The organism is Streptomyces sp. TAA204, from assembly GCF_000424965.1.
In genome coordinates, this window is the sequence record NZ_AUKW01000002.1 from 1 (window position 1) to 23,457 (window position 23,457).

Genomic DNA, 23,457 nt, shown 5'->3' on the forward strand with positions numbered 1-23,457 from the left:
CGTGCCCGTACCGTGCGCCTCCACCACATCCACATCACCAGCGGACAGACCACCACTGGCCAACGCCTGACGGATCACCCGCTGCTGCGACGGACCGTTCGGAGCCGTCAGACCGTTCGACGCACCGTCCTGATTCACCGCACTGCCGCGCACAACAGCCAGCACCCGATGCCCATGACGCTCCGCATCCGAAAGCCGCTCCAGCACCAGCACGCCCACGCCCTCGGACCAGCCGGTGCCGTCCGCGTCGTCGGAGAATGCCCGGCACCGTCCGTCGGGCGACAGCCCGCCCTGACGTGAGAACTCCACGAAGGTGTTGGGAGTGGACATGACCGTCACGCCACCGGCCAGCGCCAGCGAGCACTCGCCCTGCCGCAGCGCCTGCGCCGCCCAGTGCATCGCCACCAGCGACGACGAACACGCCGTGTCCACCGTCACCGCCGGCCCCTCGAGCCCCAGCGTGTAAGCGATCCGTCCGGACACGACGCTGCCGGCGGTGCCGGTCGTCCAGTACCCCTCGGTTCCCTGCGGAGGGGTGGCCAGGCCGGTCCCGTAGTCGTGGTACATGACGCCGGCGAAGACGCCCGTACGGGTGCCGCGCAGCGCTGTCGGGTCGATACGCGCCCGTTCGACGGCTTCCCAGGAAGTCTCCAGCAGCAGCCGCTGCTGCGGGTCCATCGCGACCGCCTCGCGTGGCGAGATGCCGAAGAAGCCCGCGTCGAAGTCCGCGGCGTCGTACAGGAATCCGCCGTGGCGGGTGTCGCTCGTGCCTGTACGCCCCCTGGTGCCGCTGTCGAAGAGCGCATCCAGGTCCCAGTCCCGGTCGGAGGGGAAGGAGGAGATGACATCGGTGCCTTCGGACACGAGACGCCACAGGTCTTCCGGGGAGCGCACGTCGCCCGGGTAGCGGCAGGCCATGCCCACGATGGCGATCGGTTCGTCCGCTGCGGGCGCCGCATGTTCCGCCGCGTTTGCAGGTCCGGTGACGCCCGTCGAGAAAGCGCCCGCCGCCGTGCCAACGGCGCCCGTGCCGGGCGTCGCCGTCCGCTCCCCCGGCAGCTCCCCCGCCCGCTGTCCCAGCAGCTCCGCCCGCAGGTGCCGGGCGAGTGCGACAGGTGTCGGGTGGTCGAATGCCACGGGTGCGGGAAGGGCGAGGCCCGTCGCCGCGGTCAGACGGCTGCTGAGCTGGACCGCGCTCACGGACGTGAGGCCGATCTCCCTGAACGTCCGTGCTGTCGCGGCGCGTTCGACACCTGTGAGGCCGAGGACGTTCGCCATCTCGCCGCGGACCAGATCGAGCAGATGGCTGTGCTGCTCTTCGGGGGACATTCCGTCCATGCGCTGCCGCAGCGCCGACAGGTCGCGCTCATCGGGCTTGGCCAGGTGCGGTGTGACGTCGATGAGGCCGCGCAGCAGGGCGGGCACGGCGGTGGAGGGCTGTGTCTGCTCCAGCAGCTCCCCGCCGGTGACACGCATGACGAGGGCCTGTGTCAGGCCGGCGGGCACGGCCACGTCGAACATGGCGGTGATTTCCTGTGTGGACGCGGACGCCCCCGCCGACAGGCAGAGAGCGGGCAGGCCACGGGACCGACGGTGGTGTGCGAGGGCGTCCAGGAAGGCATGGGCGGCGGCCTGTTCGCCGTGTCCGGCCGCGCCGAGCGCGCCCTCCGCGGGGCCGAGCGTCACGAACGCGGCCAGGTCGGTGTCCTTGGTGAGCTGGTGGAGGCTGACCGCTCCCTCCGCGACGGCACGGAACGCCCGGTGGTGGTCGTCCGTGAGGACCGCGGGGACGGGCGGGACGTCCGTGTCCGCTTCGTCCGCGCAGTGGATCACGGCGGTCAGGGGACTCCCGGCCCGTGCGAGCGCCGCCGCCAGCTCCTGACGTTCCGTCATGTCGCCGGCGGCCACGGTGGTATTCGCGCCCAGTGCGGCAAGTTCGCTCTCCAGGGCGGCCGTTGCGTCCTCGGCTCGGCCCCCCGGGCTGATCAGCAGCACATTGCGGGTGCCGTACGCGGCGACGAGATGGCGGGCGAGGGCCGCGCCCATGGGACTGACCGTGCCCGCGAGGGCGACTGTGCCGTCGGGGTCGGGCCGCAGGACGCGGTCGCGTTCCGCGGAGACCGGCACCCGCGCCAGCCTCGGCGTGAGCGCCACTCCCGAACGTGCCGCCAGCTGCGGTTCGTCCGATGCCGCGGCGACCTCCGCGACGGCACGGGACTCCTCACGTCCGTCGAGGTCGAGCAGCGTGAACCGTCGGGGGTGCCGCGCCTGCACGGACCGCAACAGCCCCCACAGGGAGGCGTGCACGAGGTCCGTGACCTGCTCACCGGCCCCCGTGGCGACGGCGCCGCGGCTGACGATGAGCAGCCGCGTCCCGGCGAGGAGTTCGTCCTGCGCCCACGCGTGCAGGATGCCTTCGAGGCGCCGGAGTTCGGCGTCCGCCGTCGCGGCGAGGTGGCCGCCGGGGTCGGTGTCGTCGGGGCAGCTCAGTACGGCGATCTCGGGGGCGGGGGCACCTGCTTCGACCGCGGCGTGCAGGGCGTCGGTGCCGTCGTGGGCGCTGACGTCGTGTCCGGCTTCCTCGAGGGCGGTGGTGAGGCCGAAGGGGTCGGGGCCGAGGACGGTCCAGCGGGTGGGGGCGGGTTCGGCGGCGGCGCGTACGGAGGGCAGCGGGAGCCAGTCTGTGCGCAGCAGGGACTCGTGCTGGCTGCCGCCCGCGGCGCGCAGGCGGGCGGGGCGGTCGAGCAGCACATGCCGGGTGATCTTGCCGGAGGAGGTTCGGGGGATGTCTTCGGTCTCGTACACCTCCTCGGGGACCTTGAAGTTGGACAGTTGCTCGCGGCAGGCGGCGTAGAGCTGTTCGGGATCGACGCCGCCGGGGCCGGGCACGACGAAGGCGACGGGCACTTCGCCGAGGACGTCGTGGGGGCGGCCGGCGACGGCGGCGTCGGCGACGCCCTCGACCTGGAGGAGGACGTTCTCGACCTCGCCGGGGTGGATGTTCTCCCCACTGCGGATGATCAGTTCCTTGACGCGGCCGGTGATGCTCACGTAGCCGTACGCGTCACGCCGGGCGAGGTCGCCGGTGCGGTACCAGCCCCCGGGAAGGGCGGCGGCGGTGGCTTCGGGCTGATTGTGGTAGCCGGCCATGAGGTTGGGGCCCTGGACCCAGACTTCACCCTCGTGGCCGGTGGGGACGTCGGCGCCGCTGTCGGGGTCGACCAGCCGCAGCGACAGACCTGGTACGGGGAGTCCGCAGGAGCCGTCGACGCGGGCGCCCTCGGGCCAGTTGACGGTCATCAGGCCGCAGGTCTCGGTGCTGCCGTAGCCGTCGAGCAGCGGGACCTGGAAGGTCCCCTCGAAGCCCTGGCGCAGTGAGGCCGGGCAGACGGAGCCCGCGGTGAGGCAGCGCTGAAGCTGTCCGGTGTGTACGCCTTCCTCGCGTGCCGCGGTCAGGAGGCGGTGGTACATGGCGGGAACGCCGGTGAGGAAGGTGAAGGACTCCTCGCGCATGACCTGGAGCACTTCGTTGGGTGAGAAGCCGTCGAGGATGCGTGCGGTGGCGCCGACGGCGGTGACACCGATGACGCACAGGACGTGGGCGAGGCTGTGGTGGAGAGGGAGGGGCCACAGGACGTGGTCGTCCTCGCTGAGTCCGACGATGGGCGCGTAGCAGGCTGCGACGGACCACAGGCAGCTGCGCTGCGTGGAGAGCACGCCCTTGGGTTTGCCTGTGGTGCCGGAGGTGTAGAGCATCCAGGCCACGTCGTCGAGGCTCTGGTCGTCGCGTGCGGGGGCGGCGGGCTCGGTGGTGACGAGGTCCTGGTAGGAGACGACGGTGCCGCCCGCGTCCCAGGGCAGGGGCTCCTCCCCCGTCACGACGATGCGCAGGTAGGGGCGTTCGGGGAGCATCGTGCGGACCTGGTCGAGGTGTGCCGGGTCGGTGATGACGACCCTGGCTCCGCTGTCGTCGAGGACGTAGGCGAGTTCGGCGTCGGCGGAGTGCGGGTTGAGGGGGACGCCGACAGCGCTGGCGCGGACGACGGCGAGGTAACTCTCCACGGTCTCGACGCAGTTGCCGAGGTAGATCATGGCGCGGTCGCCGGGCTGGATGCGCAGGTCGGCGAGGTGGCCCGCGAGGTGGCGGGTGCGGCGTTCGAAGTCCGTGTAGGTGAGGGTCTGCCTGCGGTCGCGGAAGGCGGGTTTGTCCCCCCGTAGGTCGGCGTGTTCACGCAGCAGCTCGGACAAGGGGCGGATCAGCTCGATACGAAACATCCCGACGGCGCTCCCTGGTTCAGGCTCCGGTCATCCGCAACAGCGTGCTACCGGCGCAGCCTCCCACCGCCGTCACTAGGAAATCACCTAACAAACCCCTGCCACCCCCCTATCTTCTCCCCCTGGGCCGGTCGGGCCGGGCACGGAGGAAAAAGCGTGCGCGAGCGCTGCTAACGTCGCCGGGGACGCGGATAAGAAAGATCCGTCCTTCGGACCTCCGGTTCCCCGGGCTCACCTTTTTCCTGTGGCCGGGAGCGCGGCGGGCACTCAGGAAGGGATGACGATGGAACACAGCAAGCCGCCGGATTGCCTGCCCTCTTCGAAGTTCGTGAGCCTCAAGGAAATCGACGCCGAACCGCCCCTGGGTACCGCTCTGGGTGTCGTGCGGTACACGTCGGAATGTTCCGGGCCGCGCGTGGCGGACGGGACGGCGGAGTTGAGCCTCCACATGACGGGACCGCGGGAGAGCGGGTTCGCCGAGGTCTGGACCGCGGGGCGCCCTGTGGAGTCGGGGCGGCGCGAGGGAATCGTGTACGCGCATGACGGCGAGTATCTGTTCTGCGCGGGCCACATACCCGAGGGTGCGCGTTACGCGGAGGAAACAAGGGCCGCGTACGTCGAGGCGCTGGACCTGATGGACACCCTCGGCTTCAAGAACTGTTTCCGCATGTGGAATTTCGTCAACGACATCAACGGGGAGAACGCCGACGGCCTCGAGGTCTACCGTGACTTCTGCCGCGGCAGGGCCGAGGCTTTCGAGCAGTTCCGGTTCAGCGGGACCGAATTGCCTGCCGCGACCGGAATAGGATCACTGGGCGGCGGAATAGCGTTCTACTTTCTTGCGAGCCGGTCGGGGGCGATCGCTTCGGTGGAGAACACCAAGCAGATACCGCCGTACCACTATCCGGTGCGCTACGGTCCCCGGCCGCCGAAGTTCTCCAGGGCGACGTGTCTGGCCAGGGACCACACCGGTCTGGCGTCGGGCCAGATCTACGTCTCCGGGACGGCGAGCATCCGGGGCCACGAGACGCTGCACCAGGGGGACATCGACCGGCAGTGCCGTCTCACGCTGGAGAACATCGCCCATGTCGTCGGGGCGGAGAACCTGGCGGAGCACGGGCTCGCCGAGGGCCGTGAGCTCTCGGATCTGCGCAACATCAAGGTCTACGTCCGGCACCCGGAGCACGTGCCGGCGGTGCGGGACCTGTGCGAGCAGGCCTTCGCCCCGGACGCCGACATCGAGTTCCTGAACGTGGACATCTGCCGTTCCGATCTCCTCGTGGAAATCGAGGGAATCGTCGCCTGACGCCCGCTTGAGACCGCCGCCTGAGACCAATGGGAGATCTGGCCGAATGCAGCTCGCCGGCAGACTGACACAGCGCGAACCGGCCGGACGTGAGTCCCCGCCGGCTTCGCAGCAGCCCGACTGGCACACCCATCCCGACTTCGGTCGTGTTCACGGCGCTCTGCTCTCGGCCCGGCCGCTGGTGAGCGCCGCGGAAACGGAGGCGGCGCGGGAGGCGTTGGCCGCGGTGGCGTCCGGTTTCGCGCGGGTGCTCCAGGCCGGGGACTGCGCAGAGAGCTTCGCCGACAGCGGTCCCGCCCGTACGCGTGAGAAGGTCGCGGTGCTCGGCCGCCTCGCGGAGCAGCTGGGGCGCCGCACCTCGCAGGACGTGGTGCGGTTCGGACGGATGGCGGGCCAGTACGCCAAGCCGCGTTCGCGTCCCACGGAGACGGTCGGCGGTGCGGAGATCCCGGTGTACCGGGGCGACTCGGTCAACTCCGCCGCGCCGGACGTCCACGCCCGCCGGCACGATCCGCACCGGATGCTGCGGGCGTACGGGGCCAGCGCGAAGGTCATGGGCGCGCTGCGCGGGCACCGGTGGGACGCGGCGCAGGACCCGGGAAGCGGCGAGGGGTGGCGGGGGCCGTGGTCGAGTCACGAGGCGCTGGTCCTGGACTACGAGAACGCGCTGGTGCGCAGGGATCCCGCCACGGGCCGGCGGTTCCTCGGGTCCACGCACTTCCCGTGGGCCGGTGCGCGAACTCGGCAGCCCGGAGGGGCGCATGTGCGGCTGCTGTCGTCGGTCAGCAACCCCGTCGGATGCAAGATCGAGCCGTCCGCGACCCCGCGGGAAGTGGTGCGGCTGTGCGAGGTGCTCGACCCGGACCGCGTCCCCGGCAGGCTGACTCTGATCGTCCGGATGGGAAAGGCGTCCGTGGCCGAGGCTCTGCCCCCGATCGTCCGTGCCGTACGGCGCTCCGGTCACCCCGTGGTGTGGCTCAGCGACCCCATGCACGGCAACACCTTCCGTACGGGCTCCGGGATCAAGACCCGGCATCTGGGGGACCTGATCGAGGAGGCCCGCTGTTTCCGGCAGGTCGTCGAGGACGCCGGAATGCACGCGGGCGGCCTGCATCTGGAGGTGGCGTCGGGGGAGGTGACCGAGTGCCTCGGCGGGCCGGTGCGTGACGAGGCGGCGCTGGAGGAGCGCTATGAGTCCCTCTGCGATCCGCGGCTGAATCCAGTACAAGCCCTCGAACTCATCGACACCGTCTTCTGATCCGCACCTGCGGCCTTCTAGGGTGACAGCGCGCGGTCGCCACGGGCGTCCGCTTGTCGGATCCACACCGAGCGAGAAGTGAGCGGGAAGAGAGATGCCAACCTCTGCTGAGCCCTCCGGTTCCGGCCGGGAGACCGATACGGACGTGGCGGTCGTCGGCTGCGGGCCCGTCGGACTGGTCCTGTCCATCCTGCTCGCGCAGCAGGGGTGGCGGGTCACCATTCTGGAGCAGTACAGCGACCAGTACCCCTTCCCGCGTGTGGTCGCCTTCGACGGGGAGACCGCGCGGAGCTTCGCCGCCGCCGGAATCGGCGGCTCGCTGAACGAACTCGGCGAGCCCCTAGGGGAGTACGCCTTCCAGAACGCCGCCGGCCGGACGCTGCTCAGCTTCGAGGCGCCCTACGAGGCCGACCGCGACGGCTGGCCGAAGGCCACCGTGATGCACCAGCCGACGTTCGAGACGGCGCTGCGGGCACACGCGGCGACCCTTCCCGGACTGACGCTGCTGAGCGGGCACAAGGCCGAGGACATCACCGACCACGGGGATCATGCCGAAGTAAGGGCGTCCGGGCCCCGGTTGGGGGACCGTCCGCTGACGGCGTCGTGGGTGGTGGGCTGCGACGGCGCGAACAGTTTCGTGCGTGAACGTATGGGCGCCGAGGTCACCGATCTGGGCTTCCGGCACGACTGGCTGCTGTGCGACGTCGTCTTCCACGAACCCCGCGAGTTCACGCCGAACGACGTGCAGATATGCGACCCGGCCCGCCCGACCACCATCGTCGCCAGCGGACGCGGCCACCGGCGCTGGGAGTTCATGCGGCTGCCGGGCGAGAGCGTCGAGGAACTCAGCACGGTCGAGACCATGTGGAAACTCCTCGAACCGCACGGTGTCACGCCCGACAACGCGACACTGACACGCAACATCGTCTACACCTTCCAGGCCAGCATGACCGAGAAGTGGCGGGCCGGGCGGATGCTGCTGGCGGGGGACTCGGCCCACCAGATGCCGCCGTTCGCCGGGCAGGGCATGTGCTCCGGCATCCGGGACTCGGCCAACCTGGCGTGGAAACTCGACCTCGTCCTGCGCGGCGTCGCGGGAGAGAGGCTGCTCGACACCTACCCGGCCGAACGCGGCAAGCAGGTGCGGCACACCATCGACATGTCCATCGAGGTCGGAAAGATCGTCTCCGAGCTGGACCCGGCCGCGGCGGAGCGGCGCGACGCGTACCTGGGCGCCATGCGCGACGATCCCCAGCGGCCCGATGTGGCACCCTCGTTCTTCCCCCTGGAGTGCGGCATCGTACGGCGCGACCCACGCAGCGGGGGTGCCGGACCGACCGGAGACCTCTCTCCCCAGGGCAAGGTGGCCCGCGGCGAGCAGCGGGGCCTGTTCGACGACGTCGTGGGACGCGGCTTCACACTCCTCACCACCCTCGACCCCTACGAGGCACTGGACGCGAACGGCCTCGCGTTCCTGGAGAAGATCGGCGCGCACCTGGTGCGGGTGCTGCCCGTCGGCACTCCGCCGAAGCAGATACGGCCGCACGAGGTCGTCGACGTGGACAACCTCTACCTCCCCTATCTCTCGGAGAGCGGGCAGGTCGGGGCGCTGGTGCGTCCGGACTTCTACATCTTCGGCACCGCGCGGGACCGCGCGGACCTCTCCCGTCTGGTCCGTGACCTGCGCAGGCAGCTCACCGCTTCCGCCGGCCTGTCGAGGCCGAAGGCCGCTGTCGCGAGGTGATCTGATCCGGCCGGCCGCCGGAACCCGGGGCCGGGGTCGGCGCAGCGGGAGGGAGGTCCCCGCGGCGCACGGGCCGCTTCAGGCGGTGTCCGGCAGGTATGTCTGGAGGTCGGGGGGCAGGTCCCGCCGGTACTTGATGCGGAGTTTGCGGTAGACGCGGGTGAGGTGCTGCTCGATCGTGCTGGGGGTGATGCACAGCTTCCCCGCGATCTCACGGTTGGTGTGCCCGGCGGCCGCCAGCGCGGCGACCCTGCGTTCCGCGTCGGTGAGCGACTCGGCCAAGCCCGCCTGCGGGACGCCGCGTTCGGGGCCGCGCCGCTCCCGCGCGCCGCGTTCCGGACTCTCGCCCCGGGTACGGCTGGGAAGCAACTCCTCGCACAGCGCGGTCGCGTCGCACGTGTGCGCCACGTGCCAGGCTCTGCGGGCCACGCTCCACGCACGCCGGTGTGCGCGCAGTTCCCGGTGTGCCGAGCTGAGATCCGCGAGCGAACGGGCCAGTTCGTACTGGTCGCCGTGCTCCTCGAGGATCGCCACCGCCTCGGCGAGCAGCGGGGGCCGGTGGTGTGCCTTGGTGAGGGCGGCCAGCAGCCGCAGCGCCGCTCCCCTGGTGCGGGAGCTGCCCGGGCCCAGCTTGGCGAGCTGTTCGTTGACCAGCCGCTTGGCCTCCTCATTGTTGCCGCCGCGGCGCAGCCACGCCTCCGCCGTGCTGGTCCGCCACGATACGAGGCCCGGCGTGTCCAGGCCCCAGTCCGTCATCAGTTCGCGGCAGGAGAGGAAGTCGGCGACGGCCGCGTAGTGGCGGTCGGCGGCGAGGTAATGCTGTCCCCGGGCGTGCAGGTAGTGAAGTCCGTAGCGGGTCTGGAACATCGCCTCGGGGACGGGCTGTTCGAGGTGTGCGGCGGCTTCGGCGTGCCTGCCCCTGCGTGTCTCGGCGGCGATCAGACAGCCCAGCGGCAGTCCGAGCGCGACTCCCCACGCCGCCGGGGGCATGAGCGTCAGGGCTTCGTGCGCCATGTCGGCGGCGAGAGCCAACTCGCCGCGCCGCAGGGCGATTTCCGCGCGGGCGGCGGCGAAGAGGGCCTGGCCCGGGGCCGTACCCCTGTCCTTGGTCTCCTCCAGGAGGCGTTCGCACCACGGCTGCGCGATGTCGAGCCGGTCCGCGTAGATGAGGGCGTGCAGGGCCAGCAGGGCCGGTTCCGTCCCCCAGGAGGTGGTGTCGCTGTGCCGGACGGTTTGCAGGACGTGTTCGGCGTCGGTGACGGCATGCTCGGCGGCGCCCTGTGTGAGTACCTGGGCCAGCGCGGTGGCGGCGTTGAGAAGGGGCCCGGTGGCTGGACTGACCAGTTCGCCCTGGCGCCTGTCCGGCCGGTGGGGAAGCTGTGCGCGGTGAGCGAGGCGTGGGTACGAGCAGGCCAGCCACATCTCAGCGGCCCGCAGTTCGGCCGCCGCACGGGTGTCCGCTGCCTGACCGTCCGCCCCCGGGCCGTCTGTGTGGCCGCCGGCGTTGTCCGCCCGGCGTACCCGGTCCAGGGCGTCTGCGGCGTCCTCGACGCGGCCGTGAGTGAGCAGCGGCACGATCAGCGCCGTGACGTCCCGGCCGGTGAGGGTGCCCGCGCGGACGGCGTCGGCCAGAGCGGGCAGACGGCGGGCGGCGGCGGCCGGATTGGTGCGGGACTCGGCGCAGACCAGCTTGACCTCTGTCGCGGCCCGTTGGCGCTCGTCCTCACATCCGCGGTGGATCAGCTCCAGGTAGCGTACGGCCACCTCGGTCCGCTCGTGGCGCAGCGCGTGCTCGGCCGCCTCTGCCAGGACGGGCGCGAGGGTGGGATCCCCGCACTCCCCGGCCCGGTCGAGGTAGGGCGCGACGTCGGCCGCGGGCGCGCCCTCGCTGTGCAGCAGTGCGGCCGCGGCGAGGTGGAGCGCGTCGCGTTCCGGCGGGGGGATGCTCTCCAGCACCGCGTCCCGGGCCGCCGGATGCCGGAACCGTCCGCCGTCGAGCAGTCCGGCGTCGTTCATGGTGCTCAGCGCCCTGTCGACCGTGCCGGTGTCCGCGCGGAGGAGCCCCGCGAGGCCCGCCGGCCGCGCATGATCGCCGAGGACGGCGAGTGCGCGTGCCGCGGACCGTACGCCCGGTTCGCAGCGGTCGAGGCAACTCAGCAGCGCCCTTTGGAAGTTGGCTCCCGCACTGGTCTCGGCGTTGTGCGGCACGACGAGCGCGGCACTGCCCCGCGAAACGCGTGACATCCCCGGCGCGGCGGCCTCCTGGTCCTCCAGCAGCGCCTGTACGAGCAGCGGGTTGCCACCGCTGAAGCGGTGGGCCGCGGCAGCGGTCCTCCGGGCCGCCGGAGAGGTCAGCCTGCTCCCCAGGACGCTCGCCACGCCCTGTTCGGACAGCGGGCCCACCGTGACGCGGTGGCAGTGCGGATGCCGGAGGAACTCCGTGTGCAGGGGGGAGGGTGCGGGCCGCGGACCCGGCGTCTCGGTGAGCACCAGCAGCGCGCCGGCCGGGGCGAGCCGGCGGATGAGGTAGAGCAGCCAGTGCAGCGAGGGGAGGTCGGCGTGCTGGACGTCCTCGACGCCGATCAGCAGCGTCCCCGTGCGCGCGTGGTCGAGCAACTCCAGACACAGCTCGTGCAGGACTCGGGCCGTGGCCGGGTCGGAAGGGTCGCCGTTCCCGGCGTCCGGCACAGCGCCGGCCGGGGAAGTGGCGCTCCGCAGAAGGCCGGTGACCTCCTCGGCACGGGCACCGGGCAGTGCGAGCGCGCGGAAGACCTGGGCGGCGACACCGAAGGGCAGGGCGCTCTCGGAGCGCGAGCAGACCGCTTTGACGAACTCGGCGCCGGAGCGTTCCGCGTGACGTGCGAATGCGTGCAGGAGTTTCGTCTTGCCGCCGGCGACGGGCCCCGTCACCAGGGCCACCCGTCCGTGTCCGGATGTGGCGTCCGCGAGGAGGGACGTCAGGCAGGACCACTGCTCGTCGCGCTCGGCAAGGCCACCGGGCCGAACCCTCCCGTCGTCGGTCGTCCCGGTCATGATCCAGAACCTCTCGCCCGGTGCCAGTTCTGACGTTCGGCCATCGTTCCAGGTCACCGTGTACTGCCGGCACTGCCGAAGGCGTGAACTAGGGGTTCTCCTCAACTTTCCGGACGGACGAGGACAGCGGCCGTCCCCTGCGGGCAGGCTGTGCCCCGGAATGGAAAAGCGTGCACGGAAGCGGTTCGGGCTGGAGGGCCTCACCCGGCACCGGCCGCGTCAGCCGCTACTCCTGAGGGGTGTTGCCGATGAGCACGAGCCGACGGCCGGTCCTGTTCGTGACGCTTCCGGAGAGCGGCCTGCTGAACTCGATGCTGGTCCTGGCCGAGGAGCTCTCCCGCCAGGGCGTGGACGATCTGTTTTTCGCCACGGACGAGCACCGGCGGTCCGATGTCGAGTCGGCGGGCGTGGACACGCCGCTCCGGTTCGTCTCGCTCGGAGACGTGGTGCCGGAGATGAGTTCGGTCACCTGGGACGACGAGACCTACCGACGGGTGACCCAGCGGTCGCGGTTCAAGGCGCGCCGCGCCGTCATCGAGCAGACCTTCGCCCCGGAGCTGCGGGTGGCGAAGTACCAGAGGCTCGAGGAGGCGGTGGAGAAGATCCAGCCGGCCCTCATGGTCATCGAGTGCCTGTGCCAGTACGGGTACGAGCTGGCCATCACCAAGAAGATCCCGTACGTGCTGAGCGTCCCCAACGTCGCCAGCAACGTGCTCGCTTCGACGGTGCCGGTGGGCAGGTCCTACGTGCCCGCGGACTTCCCGGTGCCCAGTTCGGGCCTTGGATACGACAAGAGCTTCACGCAGCGGATGGCGAACCGGCTGTTCAAGTGGCGCACGATGGCGATGTTCCTCTCCTCCTCCCTTCGGAAGCGCAACGCGCGAGACGCCCGGGTCCGCGAGGAGCTGGGCATCGACCCTGCCTCCAACGGCCTGCTGGCCAGGGTCGAGCACGCGGAGACGGTGCTGTGCTATTCGGTTCCCGAGCTGGACTACTCCTTCGACATCCCGGACATGATGCACATGGTCGGCGCGATGATTCCGCCGCTTCCGCAGGCGGCGGCGAGCGACCTCACCGAATGGCTCGATGCCCGCGAATCCGTGGTCTACATGGGCTTCGGGACGATCACGCGGCTGACCGAGGAGCAGGTGGGCGCCCTGGTGGAGGTGGCCCGGCGCCTGGAGGGCCGCCATGACGTGCTGTGGAAGCTGCCCGAGGAGCAGCAGAAATGGCTGCCGCCCCTGGAGACGCTGCCCGGGAATCTGCGTGTGGAGGGCTGGGTGCCCTCGCAGCTGGACGTACTGGCGCACCCCGCCGTCAAGGCGTTCTTCACGCACGGCGGCGGCAACGCCTACCACGAGAGCCTCTACTTCGGTAAGCCGATGGTTCTGCGCCCGCTGTGGGTGGACTGCTACGACCAGGCCGTCCGTGCCCAGGACTTCGGTGTCGGCCTGCGGCTCGACCGGTCGGCGACCGTCGATCCGGACGATGTCGTGGACAAGCTCACCCGGGTGCTGGAGGACAGCTCGTTCCGTGAACGTGCCGAGGCGCTCGCGAAACTCCAGCAGGCGGCGGGCGGCAGGCCCGCCGCGGCCGAACTGATCCGCGGTCTGCCGGCGCTGGCGGACTGAGCCGGGGCCCCATGACTCCGGCTCCAACGTGACTGCGACACCCTGCGTACGCCGCACCGAGGGGAAGACCACATGACGAGCACTGACGCCGGCACCGGCACCGAACCGGTCCCGTTCATACTGCGGCGCCCCGGCGAGCCGTTCCCGCCGACGGAGTACGAGGACTTCCGCCGCCGTGCGGGACTGGTCCGCTCGGAGCTGCCCACCGGGGACGTCGTCTGGCTGGTCACCCGGCACGAGGAGGTCCGTTCGGTCCTCACCGACTCCCGCATCAGCTCCAATCCGTCTCACGAGGGGTTTCCCAGCCCGGGGCGCACCGGCGGCGTGCCGACCGCGGACAAGGTGCCCGGCTGGTTCGTGGCGCTGGATCCGCCGGACCACACCAAGTACCGCAAGGCGCTCATCCAGGAGTTCACGGTCCGCCGCATCAGGGCGATGCGTCCCGCGATCCAGGAGATCGTCGACGGCTGCGTCGACGACCTCCTCGCGGGTGGCGACTCCGCGGACCTTATGGCCGACTTCGCACTGTCGGTGCCGTCTTTGGTGATCTCCTCGCTGCTGGGCGTGCCGAAGGTGGACCGGGACTTCTTCGAGGCCAAGACCCGCGTCCTGGTCACCATCCACTCGACGGACCAGGAGCGCGAGGCCGCCAGCAAGCAGCTTCTGCGTTACCTGACGAGGCTCATCGCGATCAAGGAGAAGCGGCCCGGCGACGACCTGTTGAGCAGGCTGCTGGCGAACGGCGTGATGACGTCCCAGGAACTGTCGGGCGTCGCGATGCTGTTGCTGATCGCGGGTCACGAGACCACGGCGAACAACATCGCGCTCGGTGCGGTGACCCTGCTGGCCAACCCGGAGTGGATCGGCGACGAACGCACCGTCGAGGAGCTGCTGCGTCTGCATTCGGTGGCGGATCTGGTCGCCCTGCGGGTGGCCGTCGAGGACATCGAGATCGGCGGCCAGCTCGTGAAGGCGGGCGAGGGCGTCGTCCCGCTGGTCGCCGCGGCCAACCACGACCCGTCGGTCTTCGACCATCCCGACGGGTTCGACCCGGCCCGCTCGGCTCATCAGCACGTGGCCTTCGGCTACGGCGTGCACCAGTGCCTCGGGCAGAACCTCGTCCGGGTCGAGATGGAGATCGCCTACCGCACGCTCTTCGAGCGCATCCCGACGCTCGAGGTCGCGGTACCGCTGGAAGAGCTGCCCTTCAAGTACGACGGCGTGCTCTTCGGACTGCACGCGCTGCCGGTGCGCTGGTAGCGACCCACCAAGGAGGAACGATGGTTCACATCAGCGTGGTCCCCGACCGCTGCATCGGAGCGGCGCAGTGCGTGCTGACCGCACCGGACGTCTTCGACCAGGACGACGACGGTTTCGTCGAGGTGCTGGACGAGCGGCCGGAGGGGGCGCAGGGCGAGAAGGCCCGCATGGCGAGCAAGATCTGCCCCTCTCAGTCCATCGTCGTCGAAGACGCCCCGGACTCCTGACCGCTGCGGGGGCCGGGGCCGCGCCGCGGGGCTCCGGCTCTCCCGCCGCGCGTCGTGTGACTCATGCGCCGCGCGCCGCGCTCCGGCCCAGCACCACCGGCAGCTTCTCGGGGGAACTCTCCGAGGCGTGCGTGCGCAGCGTCACCTCTCCGGGCGGTACGGCCAGACGCATCCCGGGGAAGCACGTCACGAGGCGTTCCATCGCCACGCCCAGTTCCACGCGGGCCAGTTCGGACGCCGGGCAGCGGCGCACGCCGTGTCCGAACGCCAGGTGGCGCGGCTGCCTACGGCCGGGAGCGAACCGGTCCGGGTCGGTGAAGGCGCGTTCGTCCCTGTTGACGGAGGCGAGCGAGACGAGAACGACGTCGCCCTTGCGCACCAGCACCTCCCCGATGCGTACGTCGGCCAGGGCGCGGCGCGAGCGCAGCGCGTCCCCGAAGGTGCTCAGCCGAAGCAGCTCCTCGACCGTGGCGCCGGCATCGCTCGGCCAGGGAGCGGGCATGCCGTGTCCGCAGGCGAGGAGGAAGAGCACGGAGTTGGCGACGGAGGCGACCATCGTCTCGTAGCCCGCGGACATCAGGGTGGCGACGAGGGAGACCGCCGCTGCCACGTCGCCGTCGTGGCCGAGCAGCGCGGAGATCAGGTCGCCGCCAGGCTGCGCGCCGTCGGACTCCGCCTTGCGTTCGAGTACCAGCTCCGTGGTGCGGGCGAGCAGTTCGTCCTGGGCCCGCTCGACCTCGCTTCCGCCGGCCGGTCCAGCGGTGAGGACCGTGCCGGCCCACGAGGCGAAGCGGCCCGCGTCCTCCTCCGGCACTCCCAGCAGTCCGCACATGACCCGCATCGCCAGCGGACGGGCGAAGTCCCGTACGAGATCGGCGTCCTGACCCTCCTCCGCCGCGCTCATCGCTTCCGTCAGTTCCGCCGCGATCCGCTCCATCACCGGGCGGAAGGCAGCGATCCGGTCCTTTGACAGGGCGGACTTGACCATGCCGCTCAGCCTGGTGTGTTCGGGCGGGTCGGTGGTGAAGAGCGTCCCCGGGGGCAGGGCGCCCGGCCGGGTGCGCGGAGAGTCGGGCTCCAGGAGTGCGGCCTTGCTGAAGCGGGGGTCGGCCAGCACGAACCGCGCGTCGTCGAATCGGGTGATGAGCCAGGCCGGGTCGCCCGTCGCCATCCGCACCCGGCACACGGGACGTTCGCGCCGCAGGCGCCGGTAGACGGAGGAGGGCTGGGCCGGTGTGTCGTTCGGGGCGGGCAGCCGCATCGGTGCCGCGGGCGAGGTGCCCGGAGAGCAGGCGTTCGCGGCCGCGGGGACGTTCGTCCGTTCCGCGACGGACCAGCCCGTACGCTCCAGCCGTCCGGCCGCCTGCTCGATGATCGTGTTGAGGTCCCCGGCGAAGAGGACCACCTTCCTGGCCTGCGGGCCGAGGGACACCGGCGGGGCCACGGGAGTGGCGCCGAAGACGGGTCCGGGACGTTCGGGCGTCCCTCCCGCGATGGTCGTGAACAGCACACGCCGCACCGGGGAATGTGCCCGCCAGTACAGGCAGGCGGCGTGAGCGAGCACCGTGGAGACGTCGGTGCCGCGGCAGGAGGGGTGCACCAGCTGGCGCGCGAACACCAGGAAGTCCCCGTCGTCGCCGACGACGTCCCTCAGGCGTGCGAAGTCCTCATACAGGTCGCCGCTTCCGGCTCCGTTCACGGTGACCCGCATTCCGCCCACAGCGCCGGTGGCGGGGGCGGCACCGCCCGGACCGGCGCCGGTCTGTTCCGAGCACAGGAGGTGCACCGCGCTCTCGTCGTGCAGGTCCCAGACGGGTACGCCCATCGTCGCGAGCGTGGGTTCGTAGTGTTCCCTGCGCAAGTGCAGGATTTCCGCCTTGGAGGGTGTGCTGCCGGCGAGGCGTACCGTTCTGGTGAGGCCGCCGCAGGCGTAGTCCGCGATCGGCGAGTCCCTCGCCTCGAGCAGGGCGGTCATCTCCTCCGCCCGGGAACGACGGCGCGGCCGCAGCGTGTTCCCACCGTGACCACGCCGCTGGGTTGCCCCGTCGGGCGACGTCACTTGACGAAGTCTTCGACGACCTTCGGTGGCCACGTACCCACGTTGAGGACACCCATCGAGTACGCGCGGGAGACCAGAGCCGCCCTGTTGGGTACGCGCAGTTTCCGCAGCAGACCCGTGACGTGGTACTCGACTCCCTGTCTGCTCAGGTAGAGCCGCGAAGCGAGGTGGATCGTGGAGAGGCCGGCCGCGATGCCCTCGAGTATCCGTGCGTCGATGTCGCTCAGCAGTTTCTTGCGCACCGGGAGCACATCCGCGTCCTCGGACTCCTCGGAGGAACGCATGAAGATCAGGACCGCGGAGACCTCGGGTGAGTCGTCCGAGACGGCCGCCGCCGTGAGGGAGCCCACGAAGGCCGACTCCTCGGGACGTACCGCGACCACATGGGTGTCGAAGAGCTGGCGCTTTCCTTCGATCAGCCGTGAGAACTGCCGCATCAGGGGCGTCTTGACGCTGGGATGCACCAGATCGCGGAAGTTGAGACCGCACACCTCCGCGGAGGAGGCACCGAACTGGCGTGAGAACTCGCGGTTCGTCTGCTGGATGACCAGTCCGGGGTCCAGCGAGGCCATGCACAGCCCCGGCTGGTGGAAGCTTTGCCGGGGAATGCCGTGGATGTCTCCGCCCGACCTGATTTCGCCCGGGGTCACCCGCGCCGGGCCCACAGATGCAGTAGCCGCCATCGAACTGCCATCCTTTCTTACCCCCCGCCTTAAGAAGCTTTCTCGAAACATCGGGAAAATTTCCCGCCGCCTTTTGAGCGGCCGCTTTTCCGTCTTCCGAAAAGGAGGCTATGCAGCGGCGCTACGGCGGTCAACGAAAACTCTGTGGTCCCGGCTAATCCCGTGGGCCGAAGAGGGTTCGGTTCGGTCGGGGCTCCGGCTTCGGTGGTGTGGTGCGGTGCGGAGAAACCTCAACTCCGGCTTAAATACAACCTCAAGTGCAGCTCAAGTGGATGCTCAGGCGCGCGACCACCCCTCATAAGGTTCTGAAACACCCCATGAGGGGACTCTTCCCAATCAAGTGCGAAGGTGTGCGAACTCGGGCGCGCGCAGTGCCTGCGCGAGTTCCGCCCGCCCCGAGACGCCTATCTTTCGATAGGAATTCGTCAGGTGTTTCTCGACGGCCCGGGAACTCACGCCGAGCCTTTCCGCGATTTCCTGGTTCGTGAGTCCGTCCCCCGCGAGTGACACCACTCTGCGTTCACTGGGTGTCAGCACCTGCTTCCTCTGGTGCGGAACCGTTCCCAGCCCGCTTTCCGCACGTTCCACGAGCCATGGCGCGCCGCACGCGGAAGCCAGATCGCCTCCTTCACGCAGCGCCGCCTCCGCCTCCGCCCCACTGCTGAGCCGGTTGCCCAGGAGCACCAGGCTGCGCGCCAGTTCGAGCTCGTTGTTCGAAGAGCGCAGGACCTCGACGGCCTGCCGCAGCATGGGGATGCCCCGGTCCCCGTGCAGCTGGCCCTTCAGCCGCAGCGCCCGTCCCAGAACGGCGGGCGCTCCCCAGGCAGCCGCCCACGAGTGCTCTTCGTCCGCGAGCACCATCGCCGAGAGGTCGTCACCGAGCCGCTGGTAGAGGCCGATCGCCCGCGGACGCCACGGGAAGACGGCCGAGTTGTGCCACCCGCGTGACTCCAGCTGCCGGCCGCAGGCCAGCAGATTCTCCAGCGCCCGTACCCGCATGCCGCGCTGGGCGTGAACCGATGCCTGGAGTATCCGCAGCATGGAGGTGAGGGCCAGGCCCGTGGGTCTGCGTGAGCCCGCACCCGCCAGGATCTCCTCCCCCAGCGCCGTGTCACCCAGTTCGAGCGCCACCGCGGCCAGCACCAGGCTGGGTGCCTCGTACCAGTACGGTGCCGTCAGCCGCACCGCGCTCTCCGCGTGCTCCCGCGCCCACGCGGGGCGGCCGCAGGAGACGCGAACCATCGCGCGCTGGGCCAGCAGCAGGGCGTCGTCCGCCGCGCTCGCGGGACGCCGGGGGTGCTCCTGGGGCGTCAGCCAGGCTTCGATGCCCCGGGCGGAGTCCGCGGCGAGCAGGGAGACCACCGCCAGCGGCACCGTCGTGTGCGCCCGCGCCTGGTCCGCCGGTTCGCGTTCGAGGACCCGCCGGGCCGTCTCCGCCACCGCGCTGGCGGAGAGCCGTCCGGCGAAGGTCGCCGAGCACAGCAGCACGGCGGTCAGTTCGCGCTCGGCACCGCACTCCAGCGGCGGTTCGCCGCCCATCTCCCGCAGCCGCTCCAACGCCGAGGACAGCGCGTCGGGGTCCTCCTGCGCGTAGTGCCGCAGTCTGGCCTCCAGACGCAGCGCCGTCTCCCGTGTCGTTCCGCCCAGTCCCCCCGGCTCGCCCAGCTCCTCGAATATCCCGCGCACGAGCTCGACCATCGCGGAGGAGGGACGCGCGAAGAGCGCGGGCGGCATGCGCTGAACCGCCGCTGCCCGGTCCTTGACCTGGAACAGCATCGGCAGCGCCTGCGCGATGTGCCGCTCGGACGCGCCCGAGTCGAAGGTGCGTTCAGCGGTGGCGAGGTCGATCAGCAGGCGCGCCCGCTCCTCGTTCTGCTCCGTGCTGTCCAGCAGCGCCCGGCGCAGATAGCGTGCCGCGATCTCCGGTGCCCCCCTGCGCAGGGCGGTGGCGGCGGCCGAACGCAGCACCGCCGTCGACCATTCGGGCCCCTGCCCCGTGACGGCCATGAGCTGGGCCGCCACCTGCTCGGCGGGGCGGCCGCCCTCGTAGAGCAGCGCCGCGGCGCTGTTGTGCAGATCCTCGCGCTCCGTGACCGTCAGGGACGACTCCACGGCGTCCTGCACGACGCGGTGCATGAAGCAGGGCGTGTGCTCGTCGGTGAGGAGTCCCAGCTGGTGCAGCGCCCGGAGCGCCGAGGTGAGGCCGATGTCGTCGAGGCCCGCGAGCTGGGCGATCAGAGCGGGGTCGGCCTGATCACCGAGGACGGCGATGGCGGCGGCCAGGTCCCTTACGGACTCGGTCTGGACGCGTATGCAGCCGGCCAGGCGCTCACGCAGTTCGGAGGGGCGCAGGGAACGCGCGGTCTCCGCGTACTCCTCCGTGGGGCGGTGGCCGCTGACGACCATGCCCAGCAGCACGGACAGCAGGAAGAGCGGATTGCCCGCGGAGACCTCGTAGCAGGCGCGTGCGTATGCCTCGTCCCCGGGCTCCCCGAACTGCTCCTCGATCATCGCCCTGGTGGCGTCCAGGGACAGCGGGGCGGGGCTGACGGTGAGATGGGCACAGTCCGTCACTTCCCGCACGAGGGAGTACCGGGACCACGGGTCGCCCTCCCGCAGGGTGCACACGAGCACGATCCGCAGGCCGTGCAGCCGCTTCACCAGATAGGCCAGCCATCTCAGCGAAGGGACGTCCGTCCACTGCAGGTCGTCGACGAGGAGCAGCAGCGGTGTCTCGTCGCTGAGTCCGGCCAGAAGCGACCGGAGACCGTAGAGCGCCGCTTCGGAGGTGTCGATGTCCGGGTCCACACCCGTCGTGGCGTCGTCCCCGGTGAAGACGAGCCGCGCGAACTTGTCCGGCTCCTCGCTCGGGCACGGGAGTGACTCCTGCGCCGCGCCCGTCATCAGGGAGTCGAAGAGCTGGCGGACGACGCCGAACGCGAAGTCCTGCTCCATCAGGGCGGCGTTCGCGGTGAGCACCCGAACGTCGCTGCCCTCGGCACAGCCCGCGAGCTGCCGCAGCAGGGCGGACCTTCCGATGCCGAGCGGTCCGGTCAGCAGGATCAGGGAGGAGTGACCCTCCCGGGCGGCGCGCAGCGCGCCGTCCACCTGAGCCATCTCCTTGTTCCGCTCAAGCAACATCCGGAGGCCGCTCCTCTCTTGTCCGCATCATCGCGCGCAGCTCCTCGCGCCCGGTGATGTGCAGCTTCTTGTACACGCTGCTCAGCCGCAGCTCCACGGCACGCCTGCCGACCGACAGCAGATCGGCGATCTCACGGTTCCCGTGTCCGCGCACTGCCAGTACGGCCGTCTCCCGCTCGGCCTCGGTCAGTGGGGCCGAGGCCGGCAACAGCTCCGCGGCCGGGGTCGCCGGCCTCTCCAGCTCCTCGGTGAGCCGGCGGACGGCCTCAGCCGGACAGCTGGAGGGATATGTGGTGGTGAGCCTGGTCAGACGGGCCACCCGCGTCGCAGCGGCCGGGTGGTCGCCCGACCTCAGCTCGGCTTCGGCGAGTTGCACCAGACTCCAGGCGTGCAGGAGCCGCTCCGGTGAACCGTCGAACATCCGGGCTGCTTCCCGGAGCCTGACCATGGGCGCATACCCCGTCAGTGGCCCGGCAGTCACAGTCGCCAGACCGATCGCCGCAGCCGTCCCCCACTCGCGGGCGAGCGCGATCTCCTCCCGGGCCAGAGACTCTGCCTCCTCGTGGCTGCCGAGCGCGTTCAGGCAGCGGGCCGCCATCGAACGCCACGGCACCAGGGCGGGGTTGAGCCACCCGCGGCGCAGCAGTCCGCTGCCGCACTCCCTGGCCAGCTGAAGTCCGTGCGTCCACTGCCCGTCCAGGCATGCCACCCGGGCACGGGCGAAGAGCAGCCGCCACCAGGCAGCACCGCTCTCGGCCCCCTCGGGCATCTCGTCCTGTGCGAGACTCCCGGCCAGTTCGTACTGGCCGCTCTCGACGGCGACGCAGATGCTCACGGCAGCGAGGTCGGGCGCGGCCCTGGGGTGCCAGCTCTGCGGGGGAAGGGCCTCCCGCGCGGCACGGACATCGGATTCGGCCGCTTCCAGGCGTCCGCAGCGCAGATTGATCTCCGCTCGCAGTGTCAGCGCACGTGCGGCCGCGGCCCGGGCGTGGCCGCGGCGCGCCTCCCTGATGAGGACGTCGAGCCCGGCCCGTGCCGCTTCGACGTCATCGGCCACGAGGAGGGCTCTGCACGCGGCCAGGCGCGGCATCACGGCTGAAGCGGTGCCTGCCGCCTCCAGGCAGTGCCGGGCCAGGGACCGGGTCGCCCGCAGCTCTTCGGCTCTCACTGCCAGCCGCCACGCCAGTACCCCGCCCTGCAGGGGAGTTGCCGGCCGCTCCGGCAGTGCCGGTACGACGGGAAGCGTCAGCTCGGCCTCGTCCTGGTGGTCGCGGTGGGCCAGCCAGTAGAGGGCGGTCAGGTCGTGGTGAGCACCGTCAGTGGCGGAGGCAGTCGCGGAGGCCGTGGCGGAAGGAAACGCTTCGGCAGCCGCCCGCGCGGCCCAGTCCTCGTTTCCGCGGGCCAGGCCGAGGTCGATCGCCCGCACCAGCGTATCGGCCGTCCAGCCGCTCTCGTTCCTGGCGAGGTTGCCCAGACGGCGGTCGGCCACCTCCGGTGCGCCGACGATCTCGGCTCCGGCCAGTTCCAGGTTGAACCGCGCACGCCGCGCCGGCTCCAGCGGTTCCAGCAGTATGCGGGAGAGGCAGGCCGTGGCATGGTTCAGATCGTCCCTGGCGAGGGCTTGGGAGCAGCTGCGGTGCAGGGTCTCGACGACCCACGGTGCGCCGATCGCGGTCGCCCGGAAGAGGAGCGAGGCGATGTCCTCGTCGGGGGCGGCCACCCGGTGCGCCAGGGCGGCCGCGCGGACGTGCAGATCGGCCCGCTCCTCCGCCGGCATCTGCTCCAGGACGCGGATGCGTGCCGCGGGATTGGGGATGCAGTCCGATTCGCCCTGCGTCTCGGTCAGCCCCACCGACCGCAGCATGGCCAGCAGTTCGGGCTCGGGCAGTTCACGAGGCCCGGCGAGAGTCCGGACGAGGGGAAAGTCGAGCACGTCCCCGCACACTGCCAGTGCGCGCATCGCCGCCCGTGCCTCGGGCGGAAGTCCGTCCAGGGCGCGGACGGCCCGTTCACCGACGATGTCGTCGCTGATCGCGCGGAATTCGGGCAGAAGGGCCGGCACGGGCTCGTGCCCCCGCTCGTGGAAGCGCCACAGCGACTCGCACAGCACGGCCGGGTTGCCCATCGTTGCCTGCTCGGCCCCGGAGTTGAAGGCCCCCTCCCCGCGGGTGCCGCAGATGCGCTGCACAGCCGTCGCCACCGACCGGGAACTCAGCGGCCGCATGACGAGGTTCCGGACGGGGACCTCGGCCGGTGAGGCGGGCGTCAGCCGGCCCCAGGCGCCGGCCGCCCGGCAGCTGCTGACGGCCATCCCGACCGGTACGTCCGCGTGCATCCGCCGCGCCAGTGCCTGGAGCCATCCCCGGGAGGCCGCATCCAGCCACTGCACGTCCTCGACGACCAGCAGGGTCGGTGTGCCGGGTGCGGAGCGCAGCAACTCGGCCAGGCCCGGGAGGGTTCCCGACCGGTGCTCCCCGGACATGGAGCGCAGGGACTCCTCCATCATTCCGCTCAACGGCGTCAGAAGCTGGAGAACCGCTCCGTAGCGCAACTCCTGCTCGACGGGCGTGGCCTGTGCGTACAGCACCCGCAGGCCGTGCTTCTGTGCCCGCCGGGCGACCCAGCGCAGCAGCGCGTTCTGTCCTTCACCGGGCCTGCCCTCGAGCGTGAACAGGAAGGGCGTCCCCCCGCTCAGGCGTTCCAGGGCGCAGGACAGCTGCTGCTGCTCCCGCGCCCTCTCCAGCAGAGGAAGCGCGGGCCTGGGTGTGCCCCGGCGGTTCGGCCCCGTGCAGTGCGGTTTCGGACGGTCGCCGGTTTCGCTGGTCACATGTGCCACCTCT

General features: G+C 71.0%; 12 protein-coding genes. 6 read left to right on the top strand and 6 right to left on the bottom strand.

The genetic code is table 11. From position 1 onward, the window contains the following. Positions 1–4,275: beta-ketoacyl synthase N-terminal-like domain-containing protein (locus tag H343_RS35465; RefSeq protein WP_037902236.1), on the bottom strand; the 4,275-nt coding region annotated here is incomplete at its 3' end. 277 nt (positions 4,276–4,552) lie between these two features. On the opposite strand from H343_RS35465, the gene H343_RS0102995 reads away from it, so the two are divergent. The 3 genes from H343_RS0102995 to mhpA all read left to right on the top strand — a co-directional run bounded on the left by H343_RS0102995 (position 4,553) and on the right by mhpA (position 8,583). Then, positions 4,553–5,581: an FkbO/Hyg5 family chorismatase gene (locus H343_RS0102995; protein WP_199778863.1), complete on the top strand. Its 1,029-nt coding sequence runs from the start codon at positions 4,553–4,555 to the stop codon at positions 5,579–5,581. Positions 5,582–5,627: 46 nt separating this feature from the next. Beyond that, positions 5,628–6,839 carry a 3-deoxy-7-phosphoheptulonate synthase gene (locus H343_RS0103000; RefSeq protein ID WP_028429929.1) on the top strand — a complete coding sequence of 404 codons (1,212 nt, stop codon included), beginning with the start codon at positions 5,628–5,630 and terminating at the stop codon, positions 6,837–6,839. 94 nt (positions 6,840–6,933) lie between these two features. After that, the gene (gene mhpA, locus H343_RS0103005; protein ID WP_051264518.1) at positions 6,934–8,583 is read left to right on the top strand and encodes a bifunctional 3-(3-hydroxy-phenyl)propionate/3-hydroxycinnamic acid hydroxylase MhpA; all 1,650 of its coding nucleotides are present in this window, start codon (positions 6,934–6,936) and stop codon (positions 8,581–8,583) included. Positions 8,584–8,661: 78 nt separating this feature from the next. Here the strand turns inward: mhpA and H343_RS28545 are convergent, their stop codons facing one another. Continuing rightward, positions 8,662–11,616 (bottom strand): LuxR family transcriptional regulator, encoded by a 2,955-nt coding sequence (locus H343_RS28545; RefSeq protein ID WP_051264519.1) that lies wholly within the window; start codon positions 11,614–11,616, stop codon positions 8,662–8,664. 248 nt (positions 11,617–11,864) lie between these two features. Here H343_RS28545 and H343_RS0103015 point away from each other — a divergent pair, with 248 nt between their 5' ends. The 3 genes from H343_RS0103015 to H343_RS0103025 all read left to right on the top strand — a co-directional run bounded on the left by H343_RS0103015 (position 11,865) and on the right by H343_RS0103025 (position 14,734). Further along, a complete protein-coding gene (locus tag H343_RS0103015) occupies positions 11,865–13,247 on the top strand; it encodes a glycosyltransferase (protein ID WP_028429931.1) in 1,383 nt (460 codons plus the stop codon). 72 nt (positions 13,248–13,319) lie between these two features. Next, entirely contained in the window at positions 13,320–14,507 is a 1,188-nt protein-coding gene (locus H343_RS0103020; RefSeq protein WP_028429932.1) for a cytochrome P450, read from the top strand. Positions 14,508–14,527: 20 nt separating this feature from the next. After that, positions 14,528–14,734, top strand: coding sequence for a ferredoxin (locus tag H343_RS0103025; RefSeq protein WP_028429933.1), 207 nt, complete (start codon positions 14,528–14,530; stop codon positions 14,732–14,734). A gap of 61 nt (positions 14,735–14,795) precedes the next feature. On the opposite strand, the gene H343_RS33445 is transcribed toward H343_RS0103025, so the two are convergent. The 4 genes from H343_RS33445 to H343_RS28555 form a co-directional block, all read right to left on the bottom strand. Then, positions 14,796–16,709, bottom strand: a complete 1,914-nt coding sequence (locus tag H343_RS33445) for a cytochrome P450 (protein WP_051264520.1) — start codon at positions 16,707–16,709, stop codon at positions 14,796–14,798. A gap of 80 nt (positions 16,710–16,789) precedes the next feature. Continuing rightward, the gene (locus H343_RS0103035) at positions 16,790–17,476 is read right to left on the bottom strand and encodes a LuxR C-terminal-related transcriptional regulator (protein WP_078504963.1); all 687 of its coding nucleotides are present in this window, start codon (positions 17,474–17,476) and stop codon (positions 16,790–16,792) included. A 336-nt stretch (positions 17,477–17,812) separates the two neighbouring features. Further along, the gene (locus H343_RS0103040; RefSeq protein ID WP_028429935.1) at positions 17,813–20,617 is read right to left on the bottom strand and encodes a LuxR family transcriptional regulator; all 2,805 of its coding nucleotides are present in this window, start codon (positions 20,615–20,617) and stop codon (positions 17,813–17,815) included. Beyond that, positions 20,607–23,444 carry a helix-turn-helix transcriptional regulator gene (locus H343_RS28555; RefSeq protein ID WP_051264521.1) on the bottom strand — a complete coding sequence of 946 codons (2,838 nt, stop codon included), beginning with the start codon at positions 23,442–23,444 and terminating at the stop codon, positions 20,607–20,609. The genes H343_RS0103040 and H343_RS28555 overlap by 11 nt, the downstream gene beginning before the upstream one ends. Positions 23,445–23,457 lie beyond the last annotated feature (13 nt).